Below are 26,502 nucleotides of genomic sequence, written 5' to 3' on the forward strand. Positions count from 1 at the left end.
TCAGTCCCCGAACGGTGAGGGAACGTTGCGGTTGACCGAGCTGATCAGCGCGTTCAGATCGATGCGGACCAGGTCGACGTCCGCGATGCGCAGCGTGACGTCACCGGTGATGACGACGCCGCCCGCCAGCAGCCGGTCGAGCAGGTCGACCAACGCGATCTCGCGGCGCTCCACGACGGTCACGATCCCTCCTCCTCTGTCTCTCCGGCGAAGGAATAGGCCGCCCACGGACCGGTGAGTTCCACGCGAATTCCGGGCGCGTCGTCCTTCGTACGGTCCACCATTTCGACGAATTCCTCGGATGCGTCGCGGGCCACCAGATAGGCGGCATTGAGAACGTTCCGCCCGGCGGCACCGGAAAGGCGGGGGTTCTGCGGCGCGTGCAGCCGGGCGGCGTCGGCCCGGTCGGACAGCGTCGCGTGCAGACCGGTGGCGAACTGTTCGGCCCTGCTCCACAGGTCGTCGTTCGCCCGCGACTGCCGGCGCCGCTGCCGAAGGTAGTCCCGGCCCGAGGCGGGCTTCGGCGCGGGCTCGGCCGGCCGCGCGGACTGCGCCTGCTGCGCCGGATCCGCCTCGACGTACACCTTCACGCCCCACTCCACCCGGCCGTCCAGCCGGTCGAGCGTGCGCCGGAAGGCCGCCTCGCGCTCCTCCAGCATCACGCGTACGCCGCTGTCGTCCCTGAAGACGGTGGCCAGCCGGAGCGGCAGCGGGGTGGTGACGGCGGTGAGCGCGTCGACCACCTGCTGGTGGGCGCGGGCGGTGGCGGTCAGCCAGTCCAGGTCCTCCAGGTGGTCGCGCAGTGCCGCCTCGCCGAAGTCGGCCTCGGGCACATGGCTGACGACGGCGACCAGGTCTCCGTGCGGCAGCAGCCGGGGCGGGTCGTCCGCCACGCCCGCGAGCTGGGACTGGAGGGCCGCGCCGAAGGGGCGGCAGACGGCGTAGACGTAGCGCAGTCCGGTCACGGCGCCTCCTCCCTCGGCACCCGGCCCGGGTCCAGCTCACGCAGGCGTTCGCGGAGCGCCGCGTTCTCCCGGGTGAGCTCGTCGTGCCGGGCGCGCGAGGACAGCGCGGGGTCGCTCTCCCACCAGTCGATGCCCATCTCCTTGGCCTTGTCGACGGAGGCGACGACGAGCCGCAGCTTGATGGTCAGCAACTCGATGTCGAGCAGGTTGATCTTGATGTCGCCCGCGATCACGACTCCCTTGTCGAGCACCCGCTCCAGGATGTCGGCGAGGTTGGCGCTCTGTCCCTGGCCGTAGGGATCGGGCAGCCGGCTGGGGGTGGTCATCGACGGCTCCCGCCCTCGGCGTCCTCGTACTCGTCCTCGTCCTCGTACTCGTCACCGGACGCGTACTCGTCCTCCCCGGCTTGCTTGTCCTCCTCGGGCGCCTCGTGCTCCTCGTCCTCCTCGGGCGCCTCGTCCTCCTCAGGGTCCTCGTACTCGCTTTCCGCCTCTTCCTCGTACTCCTCTTCGGGCTCGCCCTCCGCCTCCTCGTCGTACTCGCCCTCGGGCTCCTGCTCCGGCTCCTGCTCCTGCTCCCCCTGCCGCTCCTCTTCCTCCTCGGCGACGGCGTCCTCGTGGCTGCGGACCACCTCGCCGTCGCGGATCTCGCCGCGCCAGCCGTCGTCGGCCTCGCCCTTGAAGGTGATGTGGCGGACGAAGTTCTTGAGGTCGAGCCGGGCGCGGCGGCCCTGGGCGCGCCAGATGTTGCCGGTCTTCTCGAACAGGCCCGACGGGTAGTACTCGATGACCAGGACCACGCGGGTCAGGCTGTCGGCGAGCCGGTGGAAGCTGACGACACCCTTGGTCGAGCCCTTGGCGCCCTCCGACGTCCAGGAGATCCGGTCGTCGGGCACCTGCTCGGTGGTCGTCGCCTTCCAGCTGCGGTTGGACCACAGGACCTTCAGCTGCCAGTCCGAGGTCGTGTCGTCGGCGCGGTTCGCGCTCTTGACGCCCTTCGCGAAGGTGCTGAAGTCCTGGTACTGGGTCCACTGGTCGTAGGCCGTGCGCAGCGGCACGCCCACGTCGACGTACTCGATGATGACGGTCGGCTTCTGGCCCCCACCGCCCTTCTTGCGGCCCTTGCCGCCGGTGAGGTTCTTGAAGGCGCCGACCACGTTGTCCTTCACCTTGCCGGCGCCGACCTCGAAGGCGGCCCGCATCGGGCTCTTGCCCTCGGCCAGCTTGCGTCCGCCGTCGAGGGCGAGCTTGGCGAATCCGGGGCTGTTGCCCTCGGCGATGTCGTTCAGTTTGCCGGTGGTCTCGCCGAGCTTGGTGCCGACCCCGGTCAGCAGCCGGGTCGCCTGGGCGGCGAGGTAGTCCTGCACCTCGGCCTTGAGCCGGTCGGCCGCCTCACTCTGCGCCACGTCGGCCAGCGGGTTCTTCTTCGCGGCCTTTCCCGCCGTGGAGGCCGCGGACCCCAGGGAGTCGCTCATCGCTCACCACCGTCCTTCGACCGCCGGGCACCGGTGCCGCGGGCGGCGTTCCTGGCCCCTGCCGTCTTCTTTCCGGCCGCCTTCTTGGCGGGTTGGGCACGCTTGGCCGCCGCCTTCTTCGCGGGGGCCTTGGCGGCGGCCTTCTTCGCCGGCGCCTTCCTGGCCGTGCCGCGCGCCTCGGGCGGTGCCTTCTTCGCGGGCCGCGCGCGCCGCGGCGCCCGCCGCTCCTCGGACTCCTCGGACTCCTCGGCCTGCTCGGGCTCCTCGGTCTGCTCGGGTTCCGCTCGCTCTCCGGCCTCCTCGTACTCCGAGTCCTCCGAGGCCTCGGAGTCGCGGGAGTCGTGGGAGTCGTCGGATCCGGTGCCGGGTGCCCGGGAGGCCACGCCGGAGAGCTGGTCGCGCACCTCGGCGGTGCGCCCGTGCAGCCGGTCGGCGAGGGCGTCGATCTGCCGCTCGACCATGGCGCCCGAGGCCGCCTTGCCCACGCCCCGCAGGTCCGTGCGCAACTGGTCCCCGATCTCCTTGAACTGCGGGTTGTTCTGCAGTTGGCCGGAGACCAGTTCGGCGATGCCCTTCGGGGTCAGGTTCAGCTTCTTGCCGGCCACCATGGTCCCCACGGCGACCGCCATCTTCAGCTTCTTCGTGCGTCCCAGCAGGTATCCGGCCCCTATGGCGAGGCCCAGTCCCACTCGATTCATGGTGCCGTCCCGTTGCCCAATCCCGCGCTCGTGCGCGTAGCGATCTCCAGCCGGTCCAAGAGCTCGTCCTCCTGTCGGTCGAACTCCTCCTCCGTGATCTCACCGGCCTCCAACTGCTCTTCCAGGCGGGCAAGTTCGGCCCTTACCGTGGCCGGGTCGTAGTAGATCCGCTCGGCCTCCTCCAGCACCTGTCTGATGGCCCACCCGCTGCCGCGCACCGGTGCGAACGGCAGCAGCAGGACCTCCGAGATCAGTCCCATGTCGTCACCCCACTCCGGCGTCCGCCCCGCCGGCCGCCGTGCCCGCGGGCTCGGCCGGCCCGGGCTCGACGAAGCTGTACGGCGGCAGCGGGCCGTTCACGCGGACCTCCAGGTGCGGCATCCGGCCGCGGGCCCGCTCGACGGCGGCCAAGAACTCGTCGGCCGCCTCCCGCTTCACCAGGAACGAGACGTTGGCCAGCCAGCCGGTGGACTCGGGGCCCACGCTCACGGCGTCGGCGGCGGCCTCCAGGGCGCGCTCCAGCGCCGTGGCGTCCGCGGCCTCCTTGTCCTTGACCGCGGCCGCGACCATCTCGCCGAGCTGGATCTTCGTCTCGTACGTCCCGCCACCCGCCTGCCTGTTGGACTCGGCGAGGGCGCGGATCTCGGGGTTCTCGGCCATCACGTGATGCAGTACGGCCTCTTCGACGTGGTTGGCCTTGATGTTGTACTCGACGCGGCCGTCCAGCGCCCCCAGGCGTTCCGCGTAGTGCTCGGCGCGCTCGGCGAGGACTCCGGTGACCGCCTGGTCGTCGGGGGCGACGCTGCCGAAGCGCATGGGCAGCACACAGCCGTCCGCACCGATCTCGCTCAGCACGTTCTGGTGGGCGAGGAGCTCCCTGCGCTTGGGGCGCAGCCCCTCGGGGGCGTCACTGACGACGGCCGCCAGCTCGCCCTCCTTGAGGATCCGCACCTCGCGCGGTGGGTCGCCGACCCCGCCCGTGCCCTCGGGGAGCGAGGGACGCGTGGCGGCGGTGATGCCGTAGACGTACGTACTCACTCCTGCTCCTCCTTCCGGCGCGAGGGCGCGGCCTTGCGGGTCCGCGGACGCGACGACGTCTCCCGTTCGGAGCCGCCGTCCTCACGGGCCTGCTTGAACGCGTCCGAGATGGTCTCGGCGGCGCCGGACAGCGCCCCCTTGGACTTGCCCCGGGCGCCGGACTCGGTCATCTCGCCGACCAGGTCGGGCAGCCCCGGGTCCTTGCGCGGCCCGGCCTCCAGGTCGAGCCGGTTGCACGCCTCGGCGAAGCGCAGATAGGTGTCCACGCTGGCGACGACGACGCGGACGTCGATCTTCAGGATCTCGATGCCGACCAGGGAGACGCGCACGAATGCGTCGATGACGAGCCCCCTGTCCAGAACAAGCTCAAGCACGTCGTAGAGGCCGCTGCTGCCGCCTCCGCCGCCGGTCTGTTGTGCCGGTACGACAGTCATGCCTGCTGTTCCTCCATCTTGTCGGTGGTGTGGGTGGTGTTCGCGGGTACGGGCGGGAGCCGTGCGCCGGCCTAGCGGCCGCCGCGGGAGTCGGCCCGTCCGCGCTCGTAGCGCCGGGCGCGCCGGTAGCCGGTGAGCTGTCCCTCGGCGTCCAGTTCCACCTGGTAGCTCGCCATCAGGCTCATGGTGTCGGGCACCCGCTCCAGTTCCAGGACCTCGACCTCAAGGACCCAGCCCTCCTCCGTCTGCTCGAAGGACGACACGGACTCGGCGGTCATGCCGGTGAGCTCCGCGAGCTGGGCGCGCGCCTCGCGCAGAACCTCCATCGGTTTGGGACGGCGCGGCTCGTGTGACGAATGTGACTTCTGAGACTCTTGAGATGTCTGAGATGCCTGAGACCTCTGTGGCTTTCGTGAACTCTGTTGTGATTCTTGCGAGTCGGATGTGTTTTTCGTGTTCGACATGGCCACCTCCCCCTCCGTGTGGCCGCATGTGTGTTCGCCAAACCTCGCCGGGTTGCGCAGTCCGCTCAGCCGCGCAAGGCGTTCAGGCGCCGCCGGGCGGGACCCAGGGCACGGGGCCGGTTCATGATCCCGGCCCAGGGCCGGGTGCGGGCCTGCTCCACGGCGTCGGCGACGGTCCAGCGGCGGGCGTGCAGGGCCGGGTCGTCCAGCTGGTCCCAGGAGATGGGCGTGGCCACGGGGGCGCCTGGGCGGGCACGGACGGTGAGGGGGGCGACGGCGGTCTGCGCGTAGGCGTTGCGCTGGATGTCGAGGTAGAGCCGGTCCCCGCGGTCCTTCTTGCGGGCGGCCGTGGTGAGCCGGTCGGGGTGGGCGGCGGCCAGGACGTCGGCGACGGCCCGCGCGAACTCCCGTACGTCGTCGAAGTCCTGGCGGCCGTCCAGCGGCACGACCACGTGCAGCCCCCGGGACCCGGTGGTCATCGGCGCGGAGGGCAGCTTCAGCTCGTCGAGCAGATCGGCCAGCAGCCGGGCCGCCGCGCGCACCGCCTCGAAGTCGTCTCCGGCCGGGTCGAGGTCGAAGACCATGCGGTCCGGCCGGTCGAGCCGCCCGGTCCGGGAGAGCCAGCGGTGCAGGGTGAGCGCGGCCTGGTCGGCGAGGTACACGAGGGTGGCGGAGTCGTCGCACACGGTGTGGCAGACGGTGCCGCCCTCCTTGCCGACCTCGACGCGGTCGATCCACTCCGGGTAGTGCTCCGGGGTGTTCTTCTGCATGAACCGCGGGCCGTCGACGCCGTCCGGATGCCGTTCCAGCATCAGTGGGCGGCCCCGCAGATGCGGCAGCATGAACGGGGCGGCGGCACGGTGGTAGTCGACGAGATCGCCCTTGGTGTACTCCTCCGTACCGCCCTCACCGGCCGGGAACAGCACCTTGTCCGGCCGGTGGACCTCCACCGTGTGCCGTCCGGCCCGCACGGTCCGGGCGCCGCCGCCCCTGCCGCCACCACCCCTGCCGCCACCACCCTTGCCGCCGCTCCCGCTCACGCTCACGCTCACGGAACGATCGCCTGCTCCACGAGCATCCGTGCGGCCGCCTCGATGGACTCGGCGTCGATCCCCGCGCCGTGCAGTTCCTCCGCCGGGGTCGCGGAGCCCGGCATCGTCGTCACCGCGAGCCGCACCAGCCGGGGCACGGGCCGCCCGTCCGAGAAGGCGTCCAGGACGGCGTCGCCGATGCCGCCCTCCCGCCGGTGGTCCTCCACGGTCACCAGGCAGCCGGTCTCCTCGGCGGCCGCGCGCAGGGTCGCCCGGTCGACGGGCTTGACCGAGTACAGGTCGATCACCCGGACCGGGATGCCGTCCGCTCCGAGTGCGTCGGCCGCGGCGAGCGCCTCGTGCAGGGTGACGCCGGCCGCGACGACGGTGAGCCGGTCGGCGTCGGAGGAGCGCAGCACCTTGCTGCCGCCGACGGGGAACTCCTCGTCGGGGCCGTAGATCACCTTGCTCTCGCCGCGCGAGGTGCGCAGATAGCGGATGCCCTCCAGGCCGGCCATCTCGGCGACGAGGCGCGCGGCCTGGTTGGCGTCGCACGGGTACAGCACGGTCGAGCCGTGGATGGCCCGCATCATGGCGAGGTCCTCCAGGCCCATCTGGCTGGGCCCGTCCTGTCCGATGGCGACGCCCGCGTGGGAGCCGACGAGGTTGATGCCGGCGCCGCTGATCGAGGCCATGCGCACGAAGTCGTACGCGCGGGTCAGGAAGGCGGCGAAGGTGGTGGCGAACGGCACCCAGCCGCGGGCCGCCATCCCCACCGCGGCGGCGACCATCTGCTGCTCGGCGATGTAGCACTCGAAGTAGCGCTCGGGGTGTTCCTTGGCGAAGAACTCGGCCCGGGTGGAGTCGCCGACCTCGCCGTCGAGGGCGACGACGTCGCCGCGCGCCGTGCCGACCGCGGCGAGCGCCTCCCCGAAGGCGTTGCGGGTGGCGACCTCGTCGCCCTGGTCGTAGCGGGGCAGCTCGGTCTGCCCGGTGCCCGTCGAGCGCAGCGACCGGGCGTCCTCGGGCGCGTGCACCCGCACGGTGAGGTCACGGGGGCCGCCGAGTTCGGCGACGGCCTCCTCGGCCTCGGGCAGCGGCTTGCCGTGCTGCCCCTCGCGATCCTCCACCGCCTTGACGCCCTTGCCCTTGAGGGTGCGGGCGATGATCGCGGTGGGCTGTCCCCTGGTGGACAGGGCCTCGCCGTAGGCGCGGTCGATGGCGTCGACGTCGTGGCCGTCGATCTCGATGGTGTGCCACTCGAAGGCCCGGAACCGGCGCGCGTACGCGTCGAGGTCGTGGCCGTGCCGGGTGGGGCCGCGCTGGCCGAGCCGGTTGACGTCGACGATCACGGTGAGGTTGTCGAGGTGCTCGTGCCCGGCGTGCTCGGCGGCCTCCCAGATCGACCCCTCGGCCAGCTCACTGTCGCCGCACAGCACCCACACGCGGTAGTCGGTGTGGTCGAGCCGCTTGCCGGACAGCGCGATGCCGACGCCCACGGGCAGCCCCTGGCCGAGCGAGCCGGTGGCCGTCTCGACCCACGGCAGCCGCTGCGGCGTGGGATGCCCCTCCAGGCGGCTGCCCTGCTTGCGGAAGGTGAGCAGTTCCTCGTCGTCGATGGCGCCGGCCGCCTTGAAGGCGGAGTACAGCAGGGGCGAGGCGTGTCCCTTGGAGAGCACGAAGCGGTCGTTGCCGGGGTGGGCGGGGCGTTCGAAGTCGTAGCGGAGGTGGTTGGCCAGCAGTACGGCCATCAGGTCCGCGGCGGACATCGACGACGTCGGGTGCCCGGAGCCGGCGGCGGCGGCCGCCCGTACGCTGTCGACGCGCAGCTGCTGTCCGAGGTCGACGAGTTCACCGGTGTTCATGAGTCTCCTTCCGCGGCACGTCCGTCGGTGCGCCTGACGGGGCCGGGGGCGATGTCGGGTCCGGGGGGCGGCTGGTTTGCCGGCGGTTCGGGACCGGGGTCGGTGGGCGGGCCCGCGGACCGGCTCGGTCCGGACGGGGCGGTGGGGCGTCTACCGGCGGAGCCCGCTCCGGAGGCGCGGGAGGACTTGCCCGGCTTGCCCGAGCCTCCTCGGGCGGGGCGCGGTCCGGCGGCCTCGACGGCGCGGCGCGGCTTGCCGGACGCACGGGGCGAGCCGGACTGGCTCCCCTTCGCCCGCTCACCGTGCGACCGGCTCCCGGCGGAGGCGGCGTCGGGCCCTCTCTTGGCCGGTTCGCCGCCCGGCTGGTTCTTCGCGGGCTCACCGCCCGGCTGGTTCTTCGCGGGCTCACCGCCCGGCTGGTTCTTTCCGGGTTCGCCGCCCGGCTGGTTCTTTCCGGGCTCACCACCCGGCTGGTTCTTTCCGGGCTCACCGCCCGGCTGCCCCTTCGCGGGCTCGCCGCCGGGCTGCTTCTTCGCGCCGTCGCCGTCGGCATGCTTCCCGGCAGTCCCGGCAGTCCCGGCGGCCACGGCGTCCTTCCCGCTCTGCTCAGGACGCCCAGGCACCCGCGCGACCTCCGGAGACGACGACTCCAGCGGCACCGACCAGGACCGTACGAGGCCCAGCTGAACGGCCTGGCGGGGCAGCACCGCGTCGAGCAGCCAGTCGGCGGCGACCCGCACGCGGTTGCCCGGCATCGCCGCGAGGTGGTAGCCGCGGGTGACCGCACCCGCCGCCGGGCCGGACATCGGCAGGCCGAGCGGATTGGCCGCGGCCTTGGCGCCGCCGAGGTCCACCACGAACCCCATGTCACGGTGGCGGTAGGCCCGCCGCTGCCCGCGGCCGAGCGAGGCGACGACGTTGTGGGCGCAGACCTTGCCGTGCCGCCAGGCGTGCTGTGCGGTCATCGGCGTGTACTGGCCCGGCTGGTTCAGGTCGGGCACCGCCGCCACGTCACCGCAGGCGAACAGCTCGGGCCGGCCCGGCACCTGGAGGTGGGGGTCGACGAGCAGCCGGCCGCGTTCCATGGGCAGCCCCAGGGACTCCACCAGCGGGTCGGGCCGCACGCCCACGCACCACACGAGTGTGCGGGTGTCGACGGTGGACCCGTCGGTCAGGACGACCCCGTCGTGCGTGGCCTCCTGCACGGAGGTCCCCATCCGCACGTCGACGCCCCGCTGCCGCAGGACCCGCTCGGCGGTGCGGGAGAGCCGTTCGTCCATCTCGGGCATGACCCGCGGCGCCACGTCGAGCAGCATCCAGCGCGGCCGCATGCCGGTCCGCATCGGATGCCTGCGGACCTGCGCGTCGGTGTACATCGCGCCGTGCGCGGCGACCTCGGTGCCGGTGTATCCCGCGCCGACCACGACGAACGTGCATCGCGCGGCGCACTCCGCCCGGTCGTCGGCCGCGGCGGCCAGCTCCACCTGCCGGGTCACATGGTCGCGCAGGTAGAGCGCCTCCGGCAGCCCGCGGAAGCCGTGCGCGTGCTCGGCGACGCCGGGGATCGGCAGCAGTTTGTTGACGCTGCCCGCGGCGAGCACCAGCCGGTCGTAGGCCAGGGTGCCCTCCTCGCCCTCCGGGCCGGTGTAGTGCACGGTGCGCCCGTCGAGGTCGATGCCGTCGGCCTCGCCGAGCACCAGCCGGACGTGCGGCAGCGTGCCCGACAGGGACACGCTGACCCGGCGCGGTTCCAGGATTCCGGCGGCGACCTGGGGCAGCAGGGGCAGGTAGAGGAAGTAGTCGGTCGGGTTGAGCAGGGTGATGTCGGCCTGGTGCCGGGTGAGCCGGGACAGGGTGCGGGCCGTCCGGTACCCGGCGAAGCCTGCACCGACGATCACGATGCGGGGTCGGCTCACGGTTCGCCTCCGGGCTGTCGCGTACCTCGTGAGCCTTCCGCGTCCCCTGGGCCGGGGCCCCCAAACGTCCGCGGGGTAGTCGCGGCACGTCCGCGGGGAAGCCGCCGGGCCGCCGGTTTCCGGCACCGCGCCCGGGTACCCGGTGCCCCGGACCCACCCCCGCTCCCTGTCCGGAGGCACCCCCTCATGCCCGAGTACGGCTACTTCCTCTCGTGCGAACAGTACGGTCCCGCGGAGCTGATCGAGCAGGCCCGGATGGCCGAGCAGGCCGGATTCCAGGCACTGTGGATCTCCGACCACTACCACCCGTGGAACGCCGAACAGGGCCAGAGCCCGTTCGTGTGGTCGGTGATCGGCGCCCTGTCCGAAGCCGTGTCGCTGCCGATCGAGACCGCGGTGACCTGCCCGACCGTGCGCATCCACCCGGCGGTGGTGGCGCAGGCCGCGGCGACCAGCGCGGTGATGACCGACGGCCGGTTCCGGCTGGGCGTCGGCACCGGCGAGGCACTGAACGAGCACATCTTCGGCGACGCCTGGCCGGCCGCGCACATACGCCTGGAGATGCTGGAGGAGGCCATCCTGATCATGCGCCGGCTGCTCACCGGCGAGGAGGTCAACCACCACGGCACGCACTACACGGTGGAGAACGCCCGCCTGTACACGGTGCCCGACGAGCCGGTCCCCATCGATATCTCGGGCTTCGGCCCGGCGGCGACGAAGCTGGCGGCCAGGGTCGGCGACGGCTACATCACGATGATGCCGGACGCCTCGATGGTGGAGCAGTACCGCAAGGGCGGGGGCGGCGGGAAGCTGGTCAGCGGCGGCACCAAGGTCTGCTACGACACCGACAAGGACGCGGCCGTGCGCACCGTGCACCGGCTGTGGGCCAACGAGCAGTTGCCCGGCGAGCTGGGCCAGGTGCTGCCCTCACCGAAACACTTCGAGCAGGCGCAGACCCTGGTCACCGAGGACATGGTCCGCGACAGCCGGGTGTGCGGCGACGACGTCGACGAGCACGTGGCGGAGCTGAAGCAGTTCGCCGACGCCGGTTTCGACCGGGTCTACGTCAACCAGATCGGCCCGGACCTGCGCGGCTTCTTCGACCTCTACCGCACCAAGGTGCTGCCGCAGCTCCAGCAGAGCGCCTGACGCGGGCGGAGCACGGGGGTACGCCCGCACGGATGCCGTCCGTGCGGGCGTACCCCTGTGCTGTGTGCGGCCGGTCAGCCGCGACGGCGCTTGTTCTCGGGGTCGAGGTCGTCCTGGCGCGGTGCCGCGGGACCGGTGCCGCCCGGTGCGGGTGTGCCCGCGCCCGGGGCTCCGGTCGCGCCGCCCACTCCGCCGGGAGCGACGGGCGGCATCGGCGGGTACGGCACGCCGAGTCCGCCCGGCGCCGAGGCGGGCGCGTCGCCGCCGGGGACGTGGTCGTGCCCCGTGCCGGGTGCCGAACCCGGGCGCGACGGGTGCGGCCGGGCCGCGCCCCGCAGCAGATACGCCACGACGGCCAGGAGGGCGGCCGTGATCAGCGCGGCGGCCCAGCCCGGGAGCGCGAGGGCGAGCGCCAGTCCCACGGCGAGCGCGACGGCGGCGCCCGCGTAGAGGGCGGCGGTGCCGGACGCGGCGTACAGCGTGGCCCTGCGGCGCTGCCTGCGGGTCTGTTCCCGCAGTTCGTCGCGCACGGTCTCGCGTGCCACCTGCGCCAGTTCGTCGACCAGTTGCCTGTCCAGGTGTTCCAAGTGATCCATGCGGTCCATGGGTTGCGGGTACCCGCCGGCCCGGCTTCCATGGGCGGACCGGGAGTGGGCACCCGGTCGGCCCAACTAGGCTCGTCCGTATGGACATTCTGGGAGCCACACTGCGCATCTACGTCGACGACCTGGACAAGGCGATCCCCTTCTACGAGGGTCTGGCCGGCGGCGAGGCCCTCCGCTTCGAACGCGGTGGCGTCCAGGCCGCCGCCATCGGCTGCTTCCTGCTGATGAGCGGGCCCGAGTCCCAACTCGAGGTGCTGCGCAAGGTGGCCGCGACGATCGCCGTGTCGGACGTCGAGGAGACCCGCCACGTACTCGGCTCACTGGGCGCCGACATCATCGCCGGCCCGGTCGCCACGCCCGGGGGCCGCAACCTGATCGCCCGGCACCCGGACGGGGCGATCTACGAGTACGTGGACCGGCAGCAGTAGGGCCCCGGCACGTCACCCGAGAGGCCGGGCGGGGCTCACTCCCCGTCCGGCCACATCCGGAAGTCGTAGCGGGCCGGGAGCGGTGCGTCGTCCAGCCGCGCCCACAGCAGGCCGATGCCGTCGGCGCCCTCCCTCAGATCGGCGACCTCGAAGCCCTCGTCGAACACGGCCCGCGCGTCCTCGTGCCGGCCCTCCGCGGTCAGCAGCTCGGCCTCGATCAACCGGTACCGGCCGCGGGCCCGCGTCGCGGGGTCCAGCCGGTCCCACACGGTCCGGGCGTCCGCGCTGCGCCCGGCCGCCAGCAGCGCCGCGATCGCCTCCCGGCCCAGCGCGGCGGTGACGGCCACCCACCTCCCGCCCCCTTTCTCCGCCCCGTCGGTCCGGCGTGCGCACAGGTCGTCGAAGGCCTCCGTGTACCGGTCGGCGGCGCGCTCGCCGTGGCCGTCCTCCTGGTCGGCGACGGCGAGGCAGCGCAGCAACGGCCAGCGGTCCGTGGCGGACTTGAGGCCGCGCTCCCAACTGCGCACCGCCTGCGCCCGGTCGTCGCCGTGCCACTGGGCGACGCCTAGGTGGTACTCGGCCGACGGCGTGGCGGCCGCGGTCTCCAGCATGTCCCGCCAGGGCCGGGCGACCAGCGTGCCGCCGGGCGGCTCGTGGTGTTCCGGGTCGGGCAGGGACCCGGCGCGCAGCAGGTGCAGCCAGGGCCGCTGTTCCTCGCCGAGGGTGTCCTCCGCGAAGGGCGTGCCGGGCAGTTTCCAGCCGGCCCGCAGCACCTCGAGCGCGCCCCAGCCCGACCCCGTGGCCAGGCGCTCGTCCGGCTCAGTGTCGGCACACGCCCGCCAGGCGTCGTACGCGGCGTCGACGTCGGCCCGCGGCAGGGCGGCCTCCAGCCGGTCCTCGGCCCGGCGCAGCACGGTGCGCCAGTCGCCCTCCGGCGAGGCGGCGAGCGGCCCGTACGCCTCCAGCCAGGACACCTCGCTCTCCGCCTCCAGCTTGACGTGTTCGAGCTGGGTGCGGACGAGCCCCGCCTGGATCTCGCAGTAGCCGCCGGTGCCGGGTTCGGTGAGCCACTCCTGCCAGCGGCGTCCGCCGGGTCCGGTGCCCCACACGAACAGCTTGCGGCCGCGCAGCAGGTCGGTCGAGGTCTGCACCAGTCCGTGGCCGTCCGCGTCGAGCGCGGCGATCCAGCGGCGCCGGTCGTCCGGCACCTCGTAGAAGTAGTCGGCGGCGTAGGTGCTGTTCAGGGGGTACGTCTGGTCGACGCCGCCGTATTCCGGCACCGGGACCCGGCGCAGCCTGCGCTCGTAGCCGAAGTGCCAGGCCTCGTCTGCGGGGGCGAGGACGCGTCGGTCCTCGGGGACGGCGATGTTGGACCACCAGTAGGTGGGCGCCGGGCGTTCGTGCGGGTTGCGGATGCGGGCGCCGACATAGAGGAAGTCCGAGTCCTCCGGGAGCCACAGGTCGACCTGGAAGGGCAGGTCCCGCAGTCTCTCCCACTCCCACAGGCGCAGCATCCGGCCGCCGTCGGGGGCGGGGACGCAGGCGGCGTGCACGGGTGAGCAGGACAGAGTGGTGTGGCCGGTGGCGCCGATGTTCCATTCGATGCCGCCGGAGAACCAGACGCCGTTGAGGGCGAAGTTGGCGGGCTGGAGTACCGGGTTGACGTAGAGCAGTTCGCGGTCGGTCGGCTTGTGGTGGAGGGAGGCGATGCGGCCGCCGAGGGCAGGCAGGACGGTGGCCCGCAGCCGGTCGTTCTCGATGACGAGGGCGTCCAGCGCGCGCGGTTCGCGCCCGCGGCCGTAGCCGTCCCGGACCTGGGCGGGCAGCAGGCTGCGCAGGGGCTCGTAGTCGATCTGCCGGGCCATGTCGCGCGGCAGGCCCGCCCGGTCCCGGTCGTCGATGCGGTGGGCCTCGTCCAGGGGGCGCAGCGGCGGCAGGGGGTTGTCCGGCCCCAGCGGCGCGGCGGGCAGGGTCAGTACCTCGCGTCGGATCGTCGTCACGCTTCCCCATGGAAGCCGCTCCCCGGCGCGGTGAACAGGGTCTCCGTGGGCCGGGCCGGGGCGACGTGCCTCACGTTTAATCCGCTGGGACCCGTGAGTGCGCGGACGTAGGGTCGGGCGGTCGACGCGCGTACCAAGACGAAGAAGACGAAGGAGAGCGGCCGTGAGTGAGCAGCACACCTACCGGGTGATCGTCCGGGGCACCTGGGAGGGGCTGACCGAGGAGGCGCGGGGCCGGCTGCTCGCCGAGGCGGACGAGCACGGGATGGCGAGCATGCGGTTCACCGAGGAGGGCTCGCTGTCGTACGAACCAGCACCGCTGAAGCACTTCTCGATGCGCTACGTGGTGGTGTCGGACGCGGCGGACGGCGAGGAGATGGCGGGAGCGATCGCCGAGGACCGGGCGGAGGGCGCGCTGCGCGGGCTGGGCTACGGGTTCGGCGACCTCAAGTCCACGGTGACGGACCTGGACACGATGAAGATCAACCGGAAGTCACGGTCTCGGCGGTGATCGCCCAGCGCTGGTGGTCGCGCCAGGCGCCGTCGATGTAGAGCATCCTCGGCGAGAAGCCCTCCAGGTGGAAGCCGCAGGCGCGGGCCAGGGCGATCGAGGCGGCGTTGCCCGGCTGGACGTTGATCTCCAGCCGGTGCAGCCGCATCGGCCCGAACGCGTACCGCACCACGAGGTCCAGTCCCTCGCGCATCAGCCCGCGGCCGGCCGCGTGCGCGAAGGCGCCGTAACCGAGCGCGCCGCTGAGGAAGCCGCCCTCGACGATGTTGTTGATGTTGACGAATCCGGCGATGGAGCCGCCGTCCGGCACCGGGCCCGCCGGCCCGCCCGCCCCGTCCGTCGCCTCCGTGTCCTTCTCGCACACCAGGAACCCGGCCTTGGTGCGGTCCTCGATGAGCCGCGTCGCGTAGGCCTCGTACGCCTGGACGCTGTCTGGCGGGAAGAGCCAGGGGTGGTGCAGGTCCTTGCTCTGGCGTGCCCGGGCGGTGAACTCGGCGGCGTCCGCGTGGCTGAAGTGCCGGATGCCCACGCGCGGGCCCTCGGCGAGGTGGCGGGGCGGGGTGTGCGGCATGGGGCCAGCCTACGCCGGGGAGCGCAGCGCCGGCCGGTCCAGCGTCAAGGTGCCCGCGTCCGCGTCGAGTTCCGCCGGTACGCCGAAGGGGACGGTCAGCGCCCCCTCGCAGTGCCCGAACCCGAAGTCCTCGACGACCGGCACGCCGAGGCCGCCGAGCCGGTCGGCCAGCAGGGGCCGCAGCCGTTCGTAGGGCTCGCACCGCGCCCACGAGCCGAGCAGCACGCCGCCGACCCCGTCGAGCCAGCCGGAGCGCAGCAACTGCGTGAGGTACCGGTCGATGCGGTACGTCTCCTCCCCCACGTCCTCCAGGCACAGCAGGCCGCCGCGCGCGGAGGGCCGGGCGTGCGGGGTGCCGAGGTCGGCGGCGAGCAGGGCGAGGCAGCCGCCCAGGGTGACGCCCCGGGCCCGGCCGGGCACCAGCGGCGTGCCGCCGGAGGTGATCACGCGGACCGTCTCCGGGGCGAACAGGGTGGCCCGCAGGTGCTCCTGGGCCCGGGCGTTCTTGATGAAGTCGATCCCGGCCGCCATCGGTCCGTGCAGGGTGACCAGGCCGAGGCGGGTGGCGAACGCCTCGTGCAGCGCGGTGATGTCGCTGAAACCGACGAACACCTTGGGACCGGCCGTGCGCATCGCCTCCCAGTCGAGCAGGTCGGCCATGCGCTGGACGCCGTACCCGCCGCGGGCGCACAGCACGGCGTCCACGGCCGGGTCGCACCAGGCGGCCTGGAGGTCGGCGGCCCGGTCGGCGTCGGTGCCCGCGAGGTAGTCGAAGGTGTCGTGCCGGTCCAGGACGTGCGGCGCCACGACCGGGTCGAGGTCCCAGCCGCGCAGCACGTCCAGGCCCGCCTGGAGCCGCTCCTCGGGCACCGGTCCGCTGGGCGCGACGACGGCCACCCGGGCGCCGGGGGCGAGCCGGGCCGGCCGGACCAGCTCCCGCACCCGGCTCATCGGGTCAGCTCCAGGGCGGGGACGCCGGGCGGGGTCAGCCCGAAGACCTGGGCGTAGAGGGACAGCTCCGCCTCCAGCGCGCGCACCATGGTCTCCGCGCGGCGGAAGCCGTGCCCCTCGCCCTCGAAGGCGAGGTAGGCGTGGGGTACTCCGCGGCCCGCCATGCGGTCGAGGAACCGCTCGCACTGCACGGGCGGGCAGATCACGTCGTCCAGTCCCTGGAGCAGCAGGAACGGGGCGGTGACGCGCTCGGCGTGCTCGGCGGGCGACCGGTCGGTGTAGCGGTCCGGGACCTCGGCGTACGGGCCGATCAGGCTCTCCAGGTACTGCGACTCGAAGTCGTGGGTCTCGCCGGTCCCCCAGCCGGTCAGGTCGAGGATCGGGTAGCTGATCGTGCCGCAGGCGTAGACGTCGGTGGTGGCCAGTGACGCGGCGGAGGTCCAGCCGCCCGCGCTGCCGCCGCGCACGGCGAGCCGCTCCCGGTCGGCGGTGCCCTCGTCGGCGAGGGCGAGCGCGACGGCGGCGCAGTCCTCGACGTCGACCACGCCCCACTGTTCGCGCAGCCGGTTGCGGTACTCCCTGCCGTGGCCGCTGGAACCCCCGTAGTTGACCTCGGCGACGCCGATGCCGCGGGAGGTGAAGTAGGCGATCTCCAGGTCGAGGACGAGCGGGGAACGGCTGGTGGGGCCGCCGTGCGCCCAGATGACGTACGGCGGCAGTTCGCCGTCCGGGGCCCGGCAGCCGGGGTGGTGCGGCGGGTAGAGGTGGGTGTGGATCTCCCGTCCGCCCGGTCCCGTGAAGGTGCGGATCCGCGGCCGCGGGTAGAACTCCGGGTCCGTGGCGTCCTCGTGCGGGGCGCCGATCACCCGGGCGCGGCCGGTGCGGGCGTCCAGCTCGACGACCTCGTAGCCGCTGCGGGGGCTCGCGCCGACGGCGGCGACGCGCTCACCGTGCGCGGCGAGGGCGGGCGCGAACTCCGTCCAGGGGCCCGCCGCGTCGACGACCTCGCCGGTCTCGGGGTCGAGTATGCCGAGGACGGCGGCGCCCCGGCCGTGCAGAACCGCGATCAGGCCGCTGTCCAGGGGCGCGAACCAGCGCTGCCCGAGCTTCCACAGCGGCCCGCCGAACTCCTCCTCGCGGGGGCACAGCGGCCGCCCGTCGCGGTAGAGGTTCCACCAGCCGGTGCGGTCGGAGGCGTACAGCAGGGTGCCGTCCGGGGCCCAGTCCGCCTGGGCGATCGACTCCTCGGGCCCGCCCGCGACGGTCCGGGCCTCCTGGAAGGTGCCCTCGGGACCGACCTCGGCGACGATCAGCTCGGTGCCGTCCCAGGGCATGCGGGGGTGGTCCCAGGCGAGCCAGGCGGCGCGACGCCCGTCGGGCGAGAGGCGGGGTCCGGTGACGAAGCGGTGCCGCTCGGGGGTCAGTTCACGGACCGCGCCCCGGTCGTCGGCCGCGGAGCCGTCCAACGGCACCGCCACCGGCACGCGGCGCAGGTCGGTGGGCCCCTCGCCGGTGAACTCCTCCAGGACGCACCACACCTCGCCGCGCTCGGGGCGCGGGTCCGGCTCGATCCAGCGCAGCCCGCCGCCGACCGCGGACAGCGGCGTCAGCGGACGCGGCTCGCCGCCGCCCGGGGTGAAGGCGTACAGCCGCTGGTCGGCGAAGTTCACGAAGACCACCAGCGGGCCGGAGTCGGTCGTGGCCGCGCCCCAGGGCCGGCCGCCGTACTCGATGACGCGGCTGCGCACGTTCCACGGCGCGGGCAGCACCGGCTCCTCGGCGCCGTCGGCGTGCCGCCGCACCAGGGTGCGCCGTCCGCCCTCGGTGGGCCGGGGCGCGGTCCACCACACCTCGTCACCGACGAAGCCGACGTCGTCGGGCCGTCCGTCGTGCGCGGCGGCGAGGGCCGCGTCGACGGGCGAGGGCCACGATCCGTATGACAGAGTCCGCACTGACTCCCCCACTTCTCCTCCAGCTGCTTGCTCGTCCGGGCGGTGCCGGGGTCTTTACGCCGTGCGCAGGAAACGGTCGAGGACATGGACGCCGAAGTGCAGCGCCTCGACCGGGACCCGTTCGTCCACGCCGTGGAAGAGGGCCTGGTAGTCGAAGCCCTCGGGCAGCTTCAGCGGCGCGAACCCGTATCCGGTGATGCCGAGCCGGGAGAACTGCTTGGCGTCGGTGCCCCCGGACATGCAGTACGGCACGACGTGCCCCTCGGGCGCGAACTCCTCCACGGCCGCCCGCATCCGGGCGTACGTCGGCGAGTCCACCGGCGCCTGGAGGGCCACCTCGCGGTGGACGAACTCCCAGTCGACGTCCGGCCCGGTGAGCCGGTCGAGGGTGCTGCGGAACTCGTCCTCGGCGCCGTACAGGAACCGCCCGTCGACGTGGGCGACGGCCTCTCCCGGGATGACGTTGACCTTGTAACCGGCGTCCAGCATGGTCGGGTTGCTGCTGTTGCGGACGGTGGACTCGACCAGCTTCCCGGCCTGGCCGAGCTTGTCCAGCAGGGCGTCGACGTCGCTCAGGTCGGTCTCGATGCCGTAGACGGCGGCGATCTCGGTCAGGGCCGCGCGCACGGTCGGGGTCAGGCGCAGCGGCCACGCGTGGTCGCCGATGCGGGTGAGTGCGGCGGCGAGCCGGGTGATCGCGTTCTCCCGGTTCACCTTCGAACCGTGTCCGGCGCGCCCGCGCGCGGTGAGCTTGAGCCAGCCGGTACCCCGCTCACCGGCGGCGATGGGGTAGAACTGCCGCCCGGCCCCGTCGTGGAAGGTGAACGCCCCGGACTCGCTGACGCCCTCGGTGCAGCCCTCGAACAGCGCGGCGTGCCGGTCGGCGAGGAAGCCGGAGCCGTCCTCGGCGCTGGCCTCCTCGTCCGCGGTGAAGGCGATCACCACGTCCCGCCGGGGCCGCACGCCCCGCCGGGCCCAGTCGCGGACGACGGCGAGGATCATCGCGTCCATGTTCTTCATGTCGACCGCGCCGCGTCCCCAGACGACGCCGTCGCGGATCTCCCCGGAGAACGGGTGCACGCTCCAGTCGGCGGCCTCGGCGGGCACCACGTCCAGGTGACCGTGGACCAGCAGCGCGTCGGCCGACGGGTCGGTGCCCTCGATGCGGGCCACCACGTTGGTACGGCCAGCCGTCCGCTCCAGGAGCGTGGGCTCGATCCCGGCCTCGGCGAGCCGCGCGGCGGCGTACTCGGCGGCCGGCCGCTCCTGGCAGTCGCCGCCGCCGCGGTTGGTGGTGTCGATCCGGATCAGCTCGGAGGTGAACCGGACGACCTCGTCCAGCGCCTGCGCGCCCGTGCCGGTGCCCGTGTGCTCAGCCATACTGCTCCTCCACCGCCGCCGAGACGATCGTCGTGACCGCCTTGAACGTCCGGATCGCCTCGAACATCGTGTCGTGGGTGTACGCCACCTTCCGCTCCCCGACCTGCGCCACCCCGGGCACCACGGTCGCGGCCGCCGCCAGGTGCTCGGCGTCGAACTCCAGGGCGAGGGTGAACGGTCCGCCGCTCACCGGCTCGTGCCGCACCGCGAGCGCGGCTGCCTCCTTGGCCGCGGCCCGGATGTCGGCGGCGGTCCTGGCGGGCGTACGGCACACGGCCGCGTACCGCGACACATGGTCCTTGACCGCGACCTTGCGCGCCTCGGGCGCGTACCCGAGCGCGTCCTCGCAGGCCACGTCGTCGCCGGTGACCAGCACCACGGGCACTCCGTACTCGGCGACCACGTGGGCGTTGAGCAGGCCCTCGCTGGCCCGTACGTCGTTCAGCCAGACGCCGGTGAGCTGGTTGGCGAGGTAGGTGTGGGCGAGGACGCCCTCCATGCCGGCGCCCGCGTGGTACCCGATGAACGCGATGCCGTCCACGTCTCCGTGCTGGACGCCCTCCACCATGGACAGCGCCTTGTGCCGCCCGGTGAGCATCTCCGTGCGCTCGTCGAGCCGCTCCAGGAGGAGGTTGCGCATGCTCCAGTGCGCCTCGTTGACCAGTACCTCGTCGGCGCCGCCGTCGAAGAAGCCGAGCACGGCCGCGTTCACGTCCGAGGTGAACATCGACCGGCACCGCTCCCACTGCGGTGTCCCCGGCAGCACGTCGGCCGGCCAGGTGACGCCGGTGGCGCCCTCCATGTCGGCACTGATGAGGATCTTCATGGCTCGAACCGTACGCGCTGCCCGGCCACCTCTGCCAGGGCTGTGGATAACCACCGGTGGTCTGGACCACTAAAAGGGCCCCGTACGGCCTACGATCAGCGCTTTCCCGGAAGCCCCAGGTCCCCGGTACCCGCCACCACCCACGTCGACGGCAGCTCGATGCGGGTGCCGTCCGTCGTGTACTCCGTGGTGACCAACGGGAGTTCACCGCTCGCCAGGACGGTGAGGCCCGCCGCGCGGAGGTACTCGGGCACCGCCTCGTCGGGGACGGCGCCGGGGGTCAGACCGTGGCGCAGGACGGGGGCGAGCTTGGCGGGCGGCCCGGCGGGCCCCTGGGCCAGACCCATCAGAACGGTCTTGGCCGCCTGGGAGGGCTCGACCAGGAAGGCGCGGCCGCGTTCGCCGAGGAGCACGGCGAGGGCGTCGGCCAGGGACTGCCGGTCGTCGGGCTCGCACTGGTGCAGGACGCCCCGGACGTAGACGTTGGCGTCGCCCAGCTCCGCGTGCAGCGCCTGAGCCTCGGCCTTGTCGGCGGCGTCCAGCTGCCGGTACGCGGCCAGTCCGGCCGGGTCGGCTTGGCGGGCGTGGGCGAGGGCGGCGGCGGACAGGTCGGCGCCCACCACGTGCGGGAAGCGTTCGGCGAAGTAGCGGGTCTGGGTGCCGTTGCCGCAGCCCAGGTCGATCAGCGGCAGGGCGGGGTCGGCCAGGTGCGGCTCGAAGTGGGCCAGGTGGCGACCGGCGGTCAGCGTCGGCTCCGCGTCCCAGAACACCGCCCCCCGGTCCCCGGAGGCCTCGTTCCAGAAGCCCTCCCAGGCGTCCCGGTACCGACTCGTCACGCTCATGCCCGTCTCCCCAGGTGCGACGACGTACGCCCCGCCGGCGACGGGTCCGTACGGTGTATCGCGCCGGGCGCACGGCCACAAGCGCCGGGCGCATTCCTTCACCGGTAGTTCGCGCCGGGCGGATTCGGGCCCCGGACCGAGCGGCGCGAGCGGGGCGGACGCGGGCAGCGCGAACCCGCGCACCCGCGGGGCTCGGTGGCCGCGCCCCGGCACGCTCGCTAGCGGTGCCGGGCGGGCAGTGTCAGTTCGAACCACACCGTCTTGCCCGCGCCGGTGCGGCTGGCGCCCCATTCGCGGGCGAGGGTGCTGACGACGCGCAGACCGCGCCCGGTCTCGTCGCCGGGGCCCGCGCTCTTGAGCGCGGGCAGTTCGTGGTCGTCGTCGTCCACCTCGCACAGCAGCGTGTCGGCGCGCACCAGGCGCAGCGCGACGGGGCGGCCGTGGGAGTGCCGTACGGCGTTGGTGACGAGTTCGCTGACCATCAGCTCGGCGGGGCCCACCAGCTTCGGCAGCCCCCAGTCGTGGAGTTGCTCGCGGACCGCCGCGCGGGCGCGGCCCACCTCCGCCGGGTCGCGGGCCAGGCGCCACTCGGCGACGGCGTCGGGCTCGATGCCGGTCAGCCGGGCCATCAGCAGGGCGACGTCGTCCTTGCGGCCGCCGCCGGTGCCCAGGGCCCGGATGATGGTGTCGCAGGCGTCGTCCATGGAGGCGGCCGGGTGGGCGGCGGACTCGCAGAGGGTGGCGAGGCCGACACCGATGTCCTCGCCGCGCACCTCCACCAGGCCGTCGGTGCACATCACCAGCCGGTCACCGGGCGCCACCGGGACCCGCACCGACTCGAAGGGCACCCCTCCGACGCCGATCGGCGCACCCGTCGGCAGGTCGATCAGCTCGCTGGCGCCGTCCTCGGCACGGACCAGGACGGGCGGGATGTGGCCCGCGTTGGCGAGGTGCAGTTCCCCGGCGATGGGGTCGTACACGGCGTACAGGCAGGTCGCGAGGTGGGTGTCGCCGAGCCGCTGGGCGAGGTCGTCGAGGTTGCGCAGGAGCTGGGCCGGGGGCAGGTCGAGGCCGGCCATGGTCTGGACGGCGGTGCGCAACTGGCCCATCATCGCGGCCGAGTTGAGACCGTGCCCCATGACGTCGCCGACGACGAGGGCGGTGCGGGCGCCGGGCAGCTTGACCGCGTCGAACCAGTCGCCGCCGACCCGGCCGAGCAGTGTGCCCGGCAGGTAGCGGGTGGCGACGTCGCAGCCGGCCAGGCGCGCGGGGATGTGCGGGAGCATGCTGTCCTGGAGCGTCTCGGCGACGTTCTCCTGGTGGGTGTACATGCGCGCGTTGTCGAGTACGAGGCCCGCGCGGGCGGCGAGTTCGGCGCCGGTGACGCGGTCCATGTCGTTGAAGACGGGCCGCTCCGGGTGCCGGAGCAGGATCATGAAGCCGAGGACGACGGTGCGTGCCTTCAGCGGCACCAGCAGCATCGAGCGGCCCGTGATGAGCGGCCGGATGTCCCGCTTCTCGAACTGGGAGGCGATGGCGTGGCCCATCTCCTCGGTGATGCGGGGCACCAGGACGGGCTCACCGGTGGTCATGCACTGGAAGAAGGGGGTGTGCGCCGGGAAGGGCATGGCCTCGCCGACCGGTACGACGTCGTCCCAGCGGCCGGGTTCGTCGGTGTGTTCCAGGGCGACCCGGTGCCACATCGTCGTCGTGTCGGGCACGCCGTCGGGGAAGCCCTCCCCGGCGACGACCTGTTCCCGCAGATAGGTGCCGGCGACGTCGGTGAAGCGTGGGACGACCGCCCGGCTCACCTCGACGATGGTCCGGGAGAGGTCCAGCGAGGTGCCGATCGCGCCGCTGACCTCGTTGAGGAACTCCAGGCGTTCGCGGACCGCGGCGTACTCCAGGTCCTCGGCCTCGTCCCGCAGCTCGTCCGGCACCGGTTCACCGGCCGCCAGGGCCCGCGCGGCCCGTTCGCGGCGCGCCCGGCGCTCGGCCCGCCGGGGCACGCCCCAGTCGGGGGTGACGGGCACCCGGTCGTGGCGGCTGAACTCCAGTACCGGGTAGCCCAGTTCGAGGACCTGCGCGACGATGCGGGCGCTCTCGCCGACGCTCATGCTGGGCAGGATCTCGGGGAGCCGGCGGGCGAGTTCGTCGGCGCCGGGGAAGTCGGTGTGCAGGGCGAACGCGGGGGCGATCCGCTCGACCACGGCCGGCCCGGCGCTGTGGTCGGTCCCGTCGGCGTAGTCCCGCCGCAGTCCGTCCGCGTCGGCGGCCAGCACGAGCAGCCGTTCCGGACCGGGGCCCACCAGGGGGTAGGCCCACCAGAGCACGTCGACGCGGTCGTCGGCCCGCACGGTCAGCCGGGCCCGGCCCGCGGCGGGGTAGGACAGCCGCCCGTCGAGGGAGGACTCCAGGCCGGGCCCCGGGCCGTCGTGGGCGGGGTACGAGCGGTAGGAGTCGTCGTGCCCGGCGCCGTCCGGTTCCGTGTCCTCGGGGAGCACGCCCGAGACGGGCAGCAGATCGGGGGCGGGCCGCCCGATCGCCTCTTCCTTGGGCAGGGCGAACAGCCGTCGTGCGCCACGGCTCCAGTGGGAGACCAGTCCGTCGCGGTCCACCACGACGACGGCCAGCGGGACACGGCCCGTCACGGGGTCGGCCGGCACGGTGTCGGGTCCGGCACGGTGGCCGGGAGGTGCGTCCCGCTCGGTGCCATGGTCCATGGCGTCAGGCCCTCTCTGCCCACGGCTCCGCAAGATCTGTGTCGCCGTCACCACCGTACGGGGGTGGCCGGTGACCATGTGCGGCAACGGGGGAATTGGTGGCGCGCGAGCACACCGGCGCGCGCCCGCGCGCCGGTGTCGCGGTCTCAGTCCTCGTGGCCGAGCTGAAGGTCGCGCTCCGTCCGGCCGCCGCCGGCCATCTGGAGCACGGTCGCGACCGGCGGGTAGCCGGCGGCGATGACGGTGTACTCGCCGGACGACAGGTCCACGAACCGGAACGTGCCGTCCGGGCCGGTGGTGAGGGTGTCCACCACGTTGCCCGCGGCGTCGAGCAGCGTCACGCGCGCGTCCTCCACGGCCCGCCCGCCACTGGCCCGCACGGTGCCCCGCAGCACGGCGCCGCCGGCCAGCTCGACGTCCTGGCGGGTCTCCCGGGCGGCCTGGACGCTGACCGGCAGCGCGGCCGGGCGGAAGGCGGGGGCACTGGCGGCGAGGGTGTACTCGCCGGCCACCAGCTCCGTGATGACGTAGCCGCCCTCGCGGCCGCTGCGGGTGGTGGCGACGACCTCGCCGTGGACGTTGGTGAGGGTGACCGTCGCGTCACGCACGGGGCTTCCGTCGGCGGTCATGACGCTGCCCGCGAGGCGGCCGGCGCCGCCGAGGACCACGTCGAGTTCCACCGGGCGTTCGCCGACCGTCACGGAGACCGCCTGCGGCTGGTGGCCGCCGGCCGCGGCGATCAGGACGTACGCCCCGGAGCCGGGCGTGGCCAGCGCGTACCGTCCGTCGTCGCCGCTGGCGCCCCGGCCGATCTGCTGTCCGCCGACGTCGATGAGGGTGAGCGCCGCGCGGGGCACGACGGTGCCGTCGGGGTGCTGCACCGTGCCGCAGACGGGGATGCCGCCGGCGTAGGGCGACCGGGCCGGCGGGACCTGGGCGGCCGTCTGTGGCTGCGGGGCGTGCGGTGCGTGCTGGGCGGTCTCCGGGTCGGTGACTTGGGCGTTGTGGGACACCAGGGGTTTCTCCTTGAGGAAGAGGGCGATGAGGAGCCCGAGGACGAGCACCGGCACCAGGTAGAGGAAGATCCGCGGCATGGCGTCGGCGTACGCCCCGATGTAGGCGTCGCGCAGCGCCGGGGGCAGGGAGTGGACGAGCTGGGGTGTGATGGCCTCGGCGTCCGGGAGGTCGACTCCCGCCTCGGCGGGGATCCGGTCGGCCAGGGCGTCGGTGAGCCGGCCCGCGAAGAGGGTGCCGAAGACGGCCGCGCCGACGCTGCCGCCGATCTGCCGGAAGTAGTTGTTGGCGCTGGTGGCGGTGCCCAGGTCGGTGGGGCGCACCGAGTTCTGGACGGCGAGGACGAGGACGGGCATCACCAGGCCGATACCGGCACCGAGGACGGCCATCCAGATGCTGTAGTGCAGCCGGGGCGTGTCGGTGCCGAGGCGGGAGAGCAGCCACATGCCGACGACGGACAGCGCGCTGCCGAGGATCGGGTGGATCCGGTAGTGACCGGTACGGCTGATGAGCTGTCCGGAGATGATCGAGGCGCCGACGATGCCGCCCATCATCGGCAGCATCAGCAGGCCGGACTCGGTGGCGCTGGCGCCGTCGACCATCTGGAGGAAGGTCGGCAGGTAGCTGGCGGCGCCGAACAGGGCGACGCCGACGACGAGGCCGACCAGGGCGGTGACGTTGAAGATGGAGTCCCGGAACAGGCGCAGCGGGATCAGGGGTTCGGGCGCGAAGTGCTCGGCGACCAGGAAGAGCAGGGTGGCCGCGACGGCTCCGGCGCCGAGGCCGAGGATGACCCGCGAGCCCCATGCGTACTCGGTGCCGCCCCAGCTGGTGAGCAGCACCAGGCAGGTGGAGGCGGCGGCGAGCAGCAGGGCGCCGAGGATGTCGAGGCGCGGCTTGACGCGTGGCCTGGGCAGCTTGAGGACGACGGCGACGACGGCCATGGTGACCAGGCCGAAGGGCACGTTGATGTAGAAGCACCAGCGCCAGGAGAGGTGGTCGGTGAAGTAGCCGCCGAGCAGCGGGCCCGCGACGGAGGCCAGTCCGAAGGCGGCGCCGATCAGGCCCATGTACCGGGCGCGTTCGCGGGGCGGCACGATGTCCGCGATGATCGCCTGGACGCCGATCATCAGGCCGCCCGCGCCGACGCCCTGCACCGCGCGGAAGGCGATCAGCTGGTCCATGGTCTGCGCGCGTCCGGCGAGCGCGGAGCCGACGACGAAGACCAGGATGGCGAACTGGAAGACGCCCTTGCGGCCGAAGAGGTCGCCGAGCTTGCCGTAGATGGGCAGTCCGACGGTCGAGGTGAGCAGGTACGCCGTGATCGCCCAGGACATCTTGTCCAGACCGTGCAGCTCACCGACGATCTTCGGCAGCGCCGTGGCGACGATCATCTGCTCCAGGGCCGCGAGCAGCAGCGCCAGCATCAGCCCGACGAAGACCAGCCGCACCCGGCGCGGGCTCAGCCCCGCGTCCCGCTCGCCGTCCGGCCCGGGAACGGGAGGCCCGGGAGGCGCCTGGGCCTCCTGGGCCGCAACGACCGGTTCGTCCTGTGCGGGATCCCTTACCGGGTCCTGCACCAGAGTGATCCCGCCCACGTACCGCTCCCCTCGTCACACCTGCTCACATTTGCCGCCTGAGGCGACAACTGCGAACAAGTGCGAC

25 protein-coding genes are annotated in these 26,502 nt (G+C 73.4%); 3 read left to right on the forward strand and 22 right to left on the reverse strand.

Features of this window, described 5'->3' with window-relative positions:
• The 12 genes from Sru02f_RS25845 to Sru02f_RS25900 all read right to left on the reverse strand — a co-directional run bounded on the left by Sru02f_RS25845 (window position 1) and on the right by Sru02f_RS25900 (window position 9,885).
• Window positions 1-183 carry a gas vesicle protein gene (locus Sru02f_RS25845; protein ID WP_003972471.1) on the reverse strand — a complete coding sequence of 61 codons (183 nt, stop codon included), beginning with the start codon at window positions 181-183 and terminating at the stop codon, window positions 1-3.
• Window positions 180-965 (reverse strand): GvpL/GvpF family gas vesicle protein, encoded by a 786-nt coding sequence (locus Sru02f_RS25850; RefSeq protein ID WP_109028495.1) that lies wholly within the window; start codon window positions 963-965, stop codon window positions 180-182. Before Sru02f_RS25850 ends, Sru02f_RS25845 begins: the two co-directional genes overlap by 4 nt.
• Window positions 962-1,291: a gas vesicle protein gene (locus tag Sru02f_RS25855; protein ID WP_003972473.1), complete on the reverse strand. Its 330-nt coding sequence runs from the start codon at window positions 1,289-1,291 to the stop codon at window positions 962-964. Before Sru02f_RS25855 ends, Sru02f_RS25850 begins: the two co-directional genes overlap by 4 nt.
• On the reverse strand, window positions 1,288-2,439 hold the full coding sequence (locus Sru02f_RS25860) for an SRPBCC family protein (RefSeq protein ID WP_109028494.1): 1,152 nt from the start codon (window positions 2,437-2,439) through the stop codon (window positions 1,288-1,290). Before Sru02f_RS25860 ends, Sru02f_RS25855 begins: the two co-directional genes overlap by 4 nt.
• Entirely contained in the window at window positions 2,436-3,137 is a 702-nt protein-coding gene (locus Sru02f_RS25865) for a DNA primase (RefSeq protein WP_109028493.1), read from the reverse strand. Before Sru02f_RS25865 ends, Sru02f_RS25860 begins: the two co-directional genes overlap by 4 nt.
• Window positions 3,134-3,397, reverse strand: a complete 264-nt coding sequence (locus Sru02f_RS25870) for a gas vesicle protein GvpG (protein WP_007445595.1) — start codon at window positions 3,395-3,397, stop codon at window positions 3,134-3,136. The genes Sru02f_RS25865 and Sru02f_RS25870 overlap by 4 nt, the downstream gene beginning before the upstream one ends.
• A gap of 4 nt (window positions 3,398-3,401) precedes the next feature.
• Window positions 3,402-4,175: a GvpL/GvpF family gas vesicle protein gene (locus Sru02f_RS25875; RefSeq protein ID WP_109028492.1), complete on the reverse strand. Its 774-nt coding sequence runs from the start codon at window positions 4,173-4,175 to the stop codon at window positions 3,402-3,404.
• The gene (locus Sru02f_RS25880; RefSeq protein ID WP_109028491.1) at window positions 4,172-4,609 is read right to left on the reverse strand and encodes a gas vesicle structural protein GvpA; all 438 of its coding nucleotides are present in this window, start codon (window positions 4,607-4,609) and stop codon (window positions 4,172-4,174) included. The genes Sru02f_RS25875 and Sru02f_RS25880 overlap by 4 nt, the downstream gene beginning before the upstream one ends.
• A gap of 71 nt (window positions 4,610-4,680) precedes the next feature.
• A complete protein-coding gene (locus Sru02f_RS25885; protein WP_109028964.1) occupies window positions 4,681-5,073 on the reverse strand; it encodes a gas vesicle protein GvpO in 393 nt (130 codons plus the stop codon).
• 65 nt (window positions 5,074-5,138) lie between these two features.
• Entirely contained in the window at window positions 5,139-6,044 is a 906-nt protein-coding gene (gene ligD, locus Sru02f_RS25890) for a non-homologous end-joining DNA ligase (RefSeq protein ID WP_109028490.1), read from the reverse strand.
• 77 nt (window positions 6,045-6,121) lie between these two features.
• Window positions 6,122-7,969 carry a transketolase gene (locus Sru02f_RS25895; RefSeq protein WP_109028489.1) on the reverse strand — a complete coding sequence of 616 codons (1,848 nt, stop codon included), beginning with the start codon at window positions 7,967-7,969 and terminating at the stop codon, window positions 6,122-6,124.
• On the reverse strand, window positions 7,966-9,885 hold the full coding sequence (locus tag Sru02f_RS25900) for an NAD(P)/FAD-dependent oxidoreductase (protein WP_109028488.1): 1,920 nt from the start codon (window positions 9,883-9,885) through the stop codon (window positions 7,966-7,968). Before Sru02f_RS25900 ends, Sru02f_RS25895 begins: the two co-directional genes overlap by 4 nt.
• A gap of 186 nt (window positions 9,886-10,071) precedes the next feature.
• Here Sru02f_RS25900 and Sru02f_RS25905 point away from each other — a divergent pair, with 186 nt between their 5' ends.
• A complete protein-coding gene (locus Sru02f_RS25905; RefSeq protein ID WP_109028487.1) occupies window positions 10,072-11,034 on the forward strand; it encodes an LLM class F420-dependent oxidoreductase in 963 nt (320 codons plus the stop codon).
• Between the two features lie 74 nt (window positions 11,035-11,108).
• On the opposite strand, the gene Sru02f_RS25910 is transcribed toward Sru02f_RS25905, so the two are convergent.
• A complete protein-coding gene (locus Sru02f_RS25910; protein ID WP_174854948.1) occupies window positions 11,109-11,639 on the reverse strand; it encodes a phage holin family protein in 531 nt (176 codons plus the stop codon).
• An 80-nt stretch (window positions 11,640-11,719) separates the two neighbouring features.
• Here Sru02f_RS25910 and Sru02f_RS25915 point away from each other — a divergent pair, with 80 nt between their 5' ends.
• Complete coding sequence (locus Sru02f_RS25915) at window positions 11,720-12,067, forward strand: VOC family protein (protein ID WP_003972485.1); 348 nt, start codon at window positions 11,720-11,722, stop codon at window positions 12,065-12,067.
• A gap of 35 nt (window positions 12,068-12,102) precedes the next feature.
• On the opposite strand, the gene Sru02f_RS25920 is transcribed toward Sru02f_RS25915, so the two are convergent.
• Window positions 12,103-14,067: a DUF5107 domain-containing protein gene (locus Sru02f_RS25920; RefSeq protein ID WP_109028485.1), complete on the reverse strand. Its 1,965-nt coding sequence runs from the start codon at window positions 14,065-14,067 to the stop codon at window positions 12,103-12,105.
• 163 nt (window positions 14,068-14,230) lie between these two features.
• On the opposite strand from Sru02f_RS25920, the gene Sru02f_RS25925 reads away from it, so the two are divergent.
• Window positions 14,231-14,578, forward strand: a complete 348-nt coding sequence (locus Sru02f_RS25925) for a DUF6204 family protein (RefSeq protein ID WP_109028484.1) — start codon at window positions 14,231-14,233, stop codon at window positions 14,576-14,578.
• Here Sru02f_RS25925 and Sru02f_RS25930 read toward each other — a convergent pair.
• From Sru02f_RS25930 to Sru02f_RS25965, 8 genes are all read right to left on the reverse strand, one after another.
• Complete coding sequence (locus tag Sru02f_RS25930) at window positions 14,550-15,149, reverse strand: GNAT family N-acetyltransferase (RefSeq protein WP_109028483.1); 600 nt, start codon at window positions 15,147-15,149, stop codon at window positions 14,550-14,552. The two genes, Sru02f_RS25925 and Sru02f_RS25930, sit on opposite strands and share 29 nt — an antisense overlap.
• 9 nt (window positions 15,150-15,158) lie before the next feature.
• Window positions 15,159-16,100 carry a S66 peptidase family protein gene (locus tag Sru02f_RS25935; protein WP_167469201.1) on the reverse strand — a complete coding sequence of 314 codons (942 nt, stop codon included), beginning with the start codon at window positions 16,098-16,100 and terminating at the stop codon, window positions 15,159-15,161.
• Window positions 16,097-18,064, reverse strand: a complete 1,968-nt coding sequence (locus tag Sru02f_RS25940) for a S9 family peptidase (RefSeq protein WP_109028482.1) — start codon at window positions 18,062-18,064, stop codon at window positions 16,097-16,099. The genes Sru02f_RS25935 and Sru02f_RS25940 overlap by 4 nt, the downstream gene beginning before the upstream one ends.
• Window positions 18,065-18,106: 42 nt before the next feature.
• Window positions 18,107-19,432, reverse strand: coding sequence for a M20/M25/M40 family metallo-hydrolase (locus tag Sru02f_RS25945; RefSeq protein WP_109028481.1), 1,326 nt, complete (start codon window positions 19,430-19,432; stop codon window positions 18,107-18,109).
• Entirely contained in the window at window positions 19,425-20,258 is an 834-nt protein-coding gene (locus tag Sru02f_RS25950; RefSeq protein WP_030178507.1) for a M55 family metallopeptidase, read from the reverse strand. The genes Sru02f_RS25945 and Sru02f_RS25950 overlap by 8 nt, the downstream gene beginning before the upstream one ends.
• A 95-nt stretch (window positions 20,259-20,353) precedes the next feature.
• Window positions 20,354-21,100, reverse strand: a complete 747-nt coding sequence (locus Sru02f_RS25955; RefSeq protein ID WP_109028480.1) for a class I SAM-dependent methyltransferase — start codon at window positions 21,098-21,100, stop codon at window positions 20,354-20,356.
• 218 nt (window positions 21,101-21,318) lie between these two features.
• On the reverse strand, window positions 21,319-23,823 hold the full coding sequence (locus Sru02f_RS25960; protein ID WP_167469200.1) for an ATP-binding SpoIIE family protein phosphatase: 2,505 nt from the start codon (window positions 23,821-23,823) through the stop codon (window positions 21,319-21,321).
• A gap of 146 nt (window positions 23,824-23,969) precedes the next feature.
• Window positions 23,970-26,435 carry an MFS transporter gene (locus Sru02f_RS25965; protein ID WP_109028478.1) on the reverse strand — a complete coding sequence of 822 codons (2,466 nt, stop codon included), beginning with the start codon at window positions 26,433-26,435 and terminating at the stop codon, window positions 23,970-23,972.
• Window positions 26,436-26,502: the final 67 nt, after the last annotated feature.

Origin of the sequence: Streptomyces rubrogriseus (assembly GCF_027947575.1) — a bacterium.
GTDB lineage: Bacteria > Actinomycetota > Actinomycetes > Streptomycetales > Streptomycetaceae > Streptomyces > Streptomyces rubrogriseus.

Excerpts from the sequence above, each read along its gene's own strand:
- Sru02f_RS25855 (WP_003972473.1), bottom strand. The coding sequence starts at position 1,291 with ATGACCACCCCCAGCCGGCTGCCCGATCCCTACGGCCAGGGACAGAGC.
- Sru02f_RS25860 (WP_109028494.1), bottom strand. The coding sequence starts at position 2,439 with ATGAGCGACTCCCTGGGGTCCGCGGCCTCCACGGCGGGAAAGGCCGCG.
- Sru02f_RS25865 (WP_109028493.1), bottom strand. The coding sequence starts at position 3,137 with ATGAATCGAGTGGGACTGGGCCTCGCCATAGGGGCCGGATACCTGCTG.
- Sru02f_RS25870 (WP_007445595.1), bottom strand. The coding sequence starts at position 3,397 with ATGGGACTGATCTCGGAGGTCCTGCTGCTGCCGTTCGCACCGGTGCGC.
- Sru02f_RS25880 (WP_109028491.1), bottom strand. The coding sequence starts at position 4,609 with ATGACTGTCGTACCGGCACAACAGACCGGCGGCGGAGGCGGCAGCAGC.
- Sru02f_RS25885 (WP_109028964.1), bottom strand. The coding sequence starts at position 5,073 with ATGTCGAACACGAAAAACACATCCGACTCGCAAGAATCACAACAGAGT.
- Sru02f_RS25895 (WP_109028489.1), bottom strand. The coding sequence starts at position 7,969 with ATGAACACCGGTGAACTCGTCGACCTCGGACAGCAGCTGCGCGTCGAC.
- Sru02f_RS25905 (WP_109028487.1), top strand. The coding sequence starts at position 10,072 with ATGCCCGAGTACGGCTACTTCCTCTCGTGCGAACAGTACGGTCCCGCG.
- Sru02f_RS25910 (WP_174854948.1), bottom strand. The coding sequence starts at position 11,639 with ATGGACCGCATGGATCACTTGGAACACCTGGACAGGCAACTGGTCGAC.
- Sru02f_RS25915 (WP_003972485.1), top strand. The coding sequence starts at position 11,720 with ATGGACATTCTGGGAGCCACACTGCGCATCTACGTCGACGACCTGGAC.
- Sru02f_RS25930 (WP_109028483.1), bottom strand. The coding sequence starts at position 15,149 with ATGCCGCACACCCCGCCCCGCCACCTCGCCGAGGGCCCGCGCGTGGGC.
- Sru02f_RS25935 (WP_167469201.1), bottom strand. The coding sequence starts at position 16,100 with ATGAGCCGGGTGCGGGAGCTGGTCCGGCCGGCCCGGCTCGCCCCCGGC.
- Sru02f_RS25945 (WP_109028481.1), bottom strand. The coding sequence starts at position 19,432 with ATGGCTGAGCACACGGGCACCGGCACGGGCGCGCAGGCGCTGGACGAG.
- Sru02f_RS25950 (WP_030178507.1), bottom strand. The coding sequence starts at position 20,258 with ATGAAGATCCTCATCAGTGCCGACATGGAGGGCGCCACCGGCGTCACC.
- Sru02f_RS25955 (WP_109028480.1), bottom strand. The coding sequence starts at position 21,100 with ATGAGCGTGACGAGTCGGTACCGGGACGCCTGGGAGGGCTTCTGGAAC.
- Sru02f_RS25960 (WP_167469200.1), bottom strand. The coding sequence starts at position 23,823 with ATGGACCATGGCACCGAGCGGGACGCACCTCCCGGCCACCGTGCCGGA.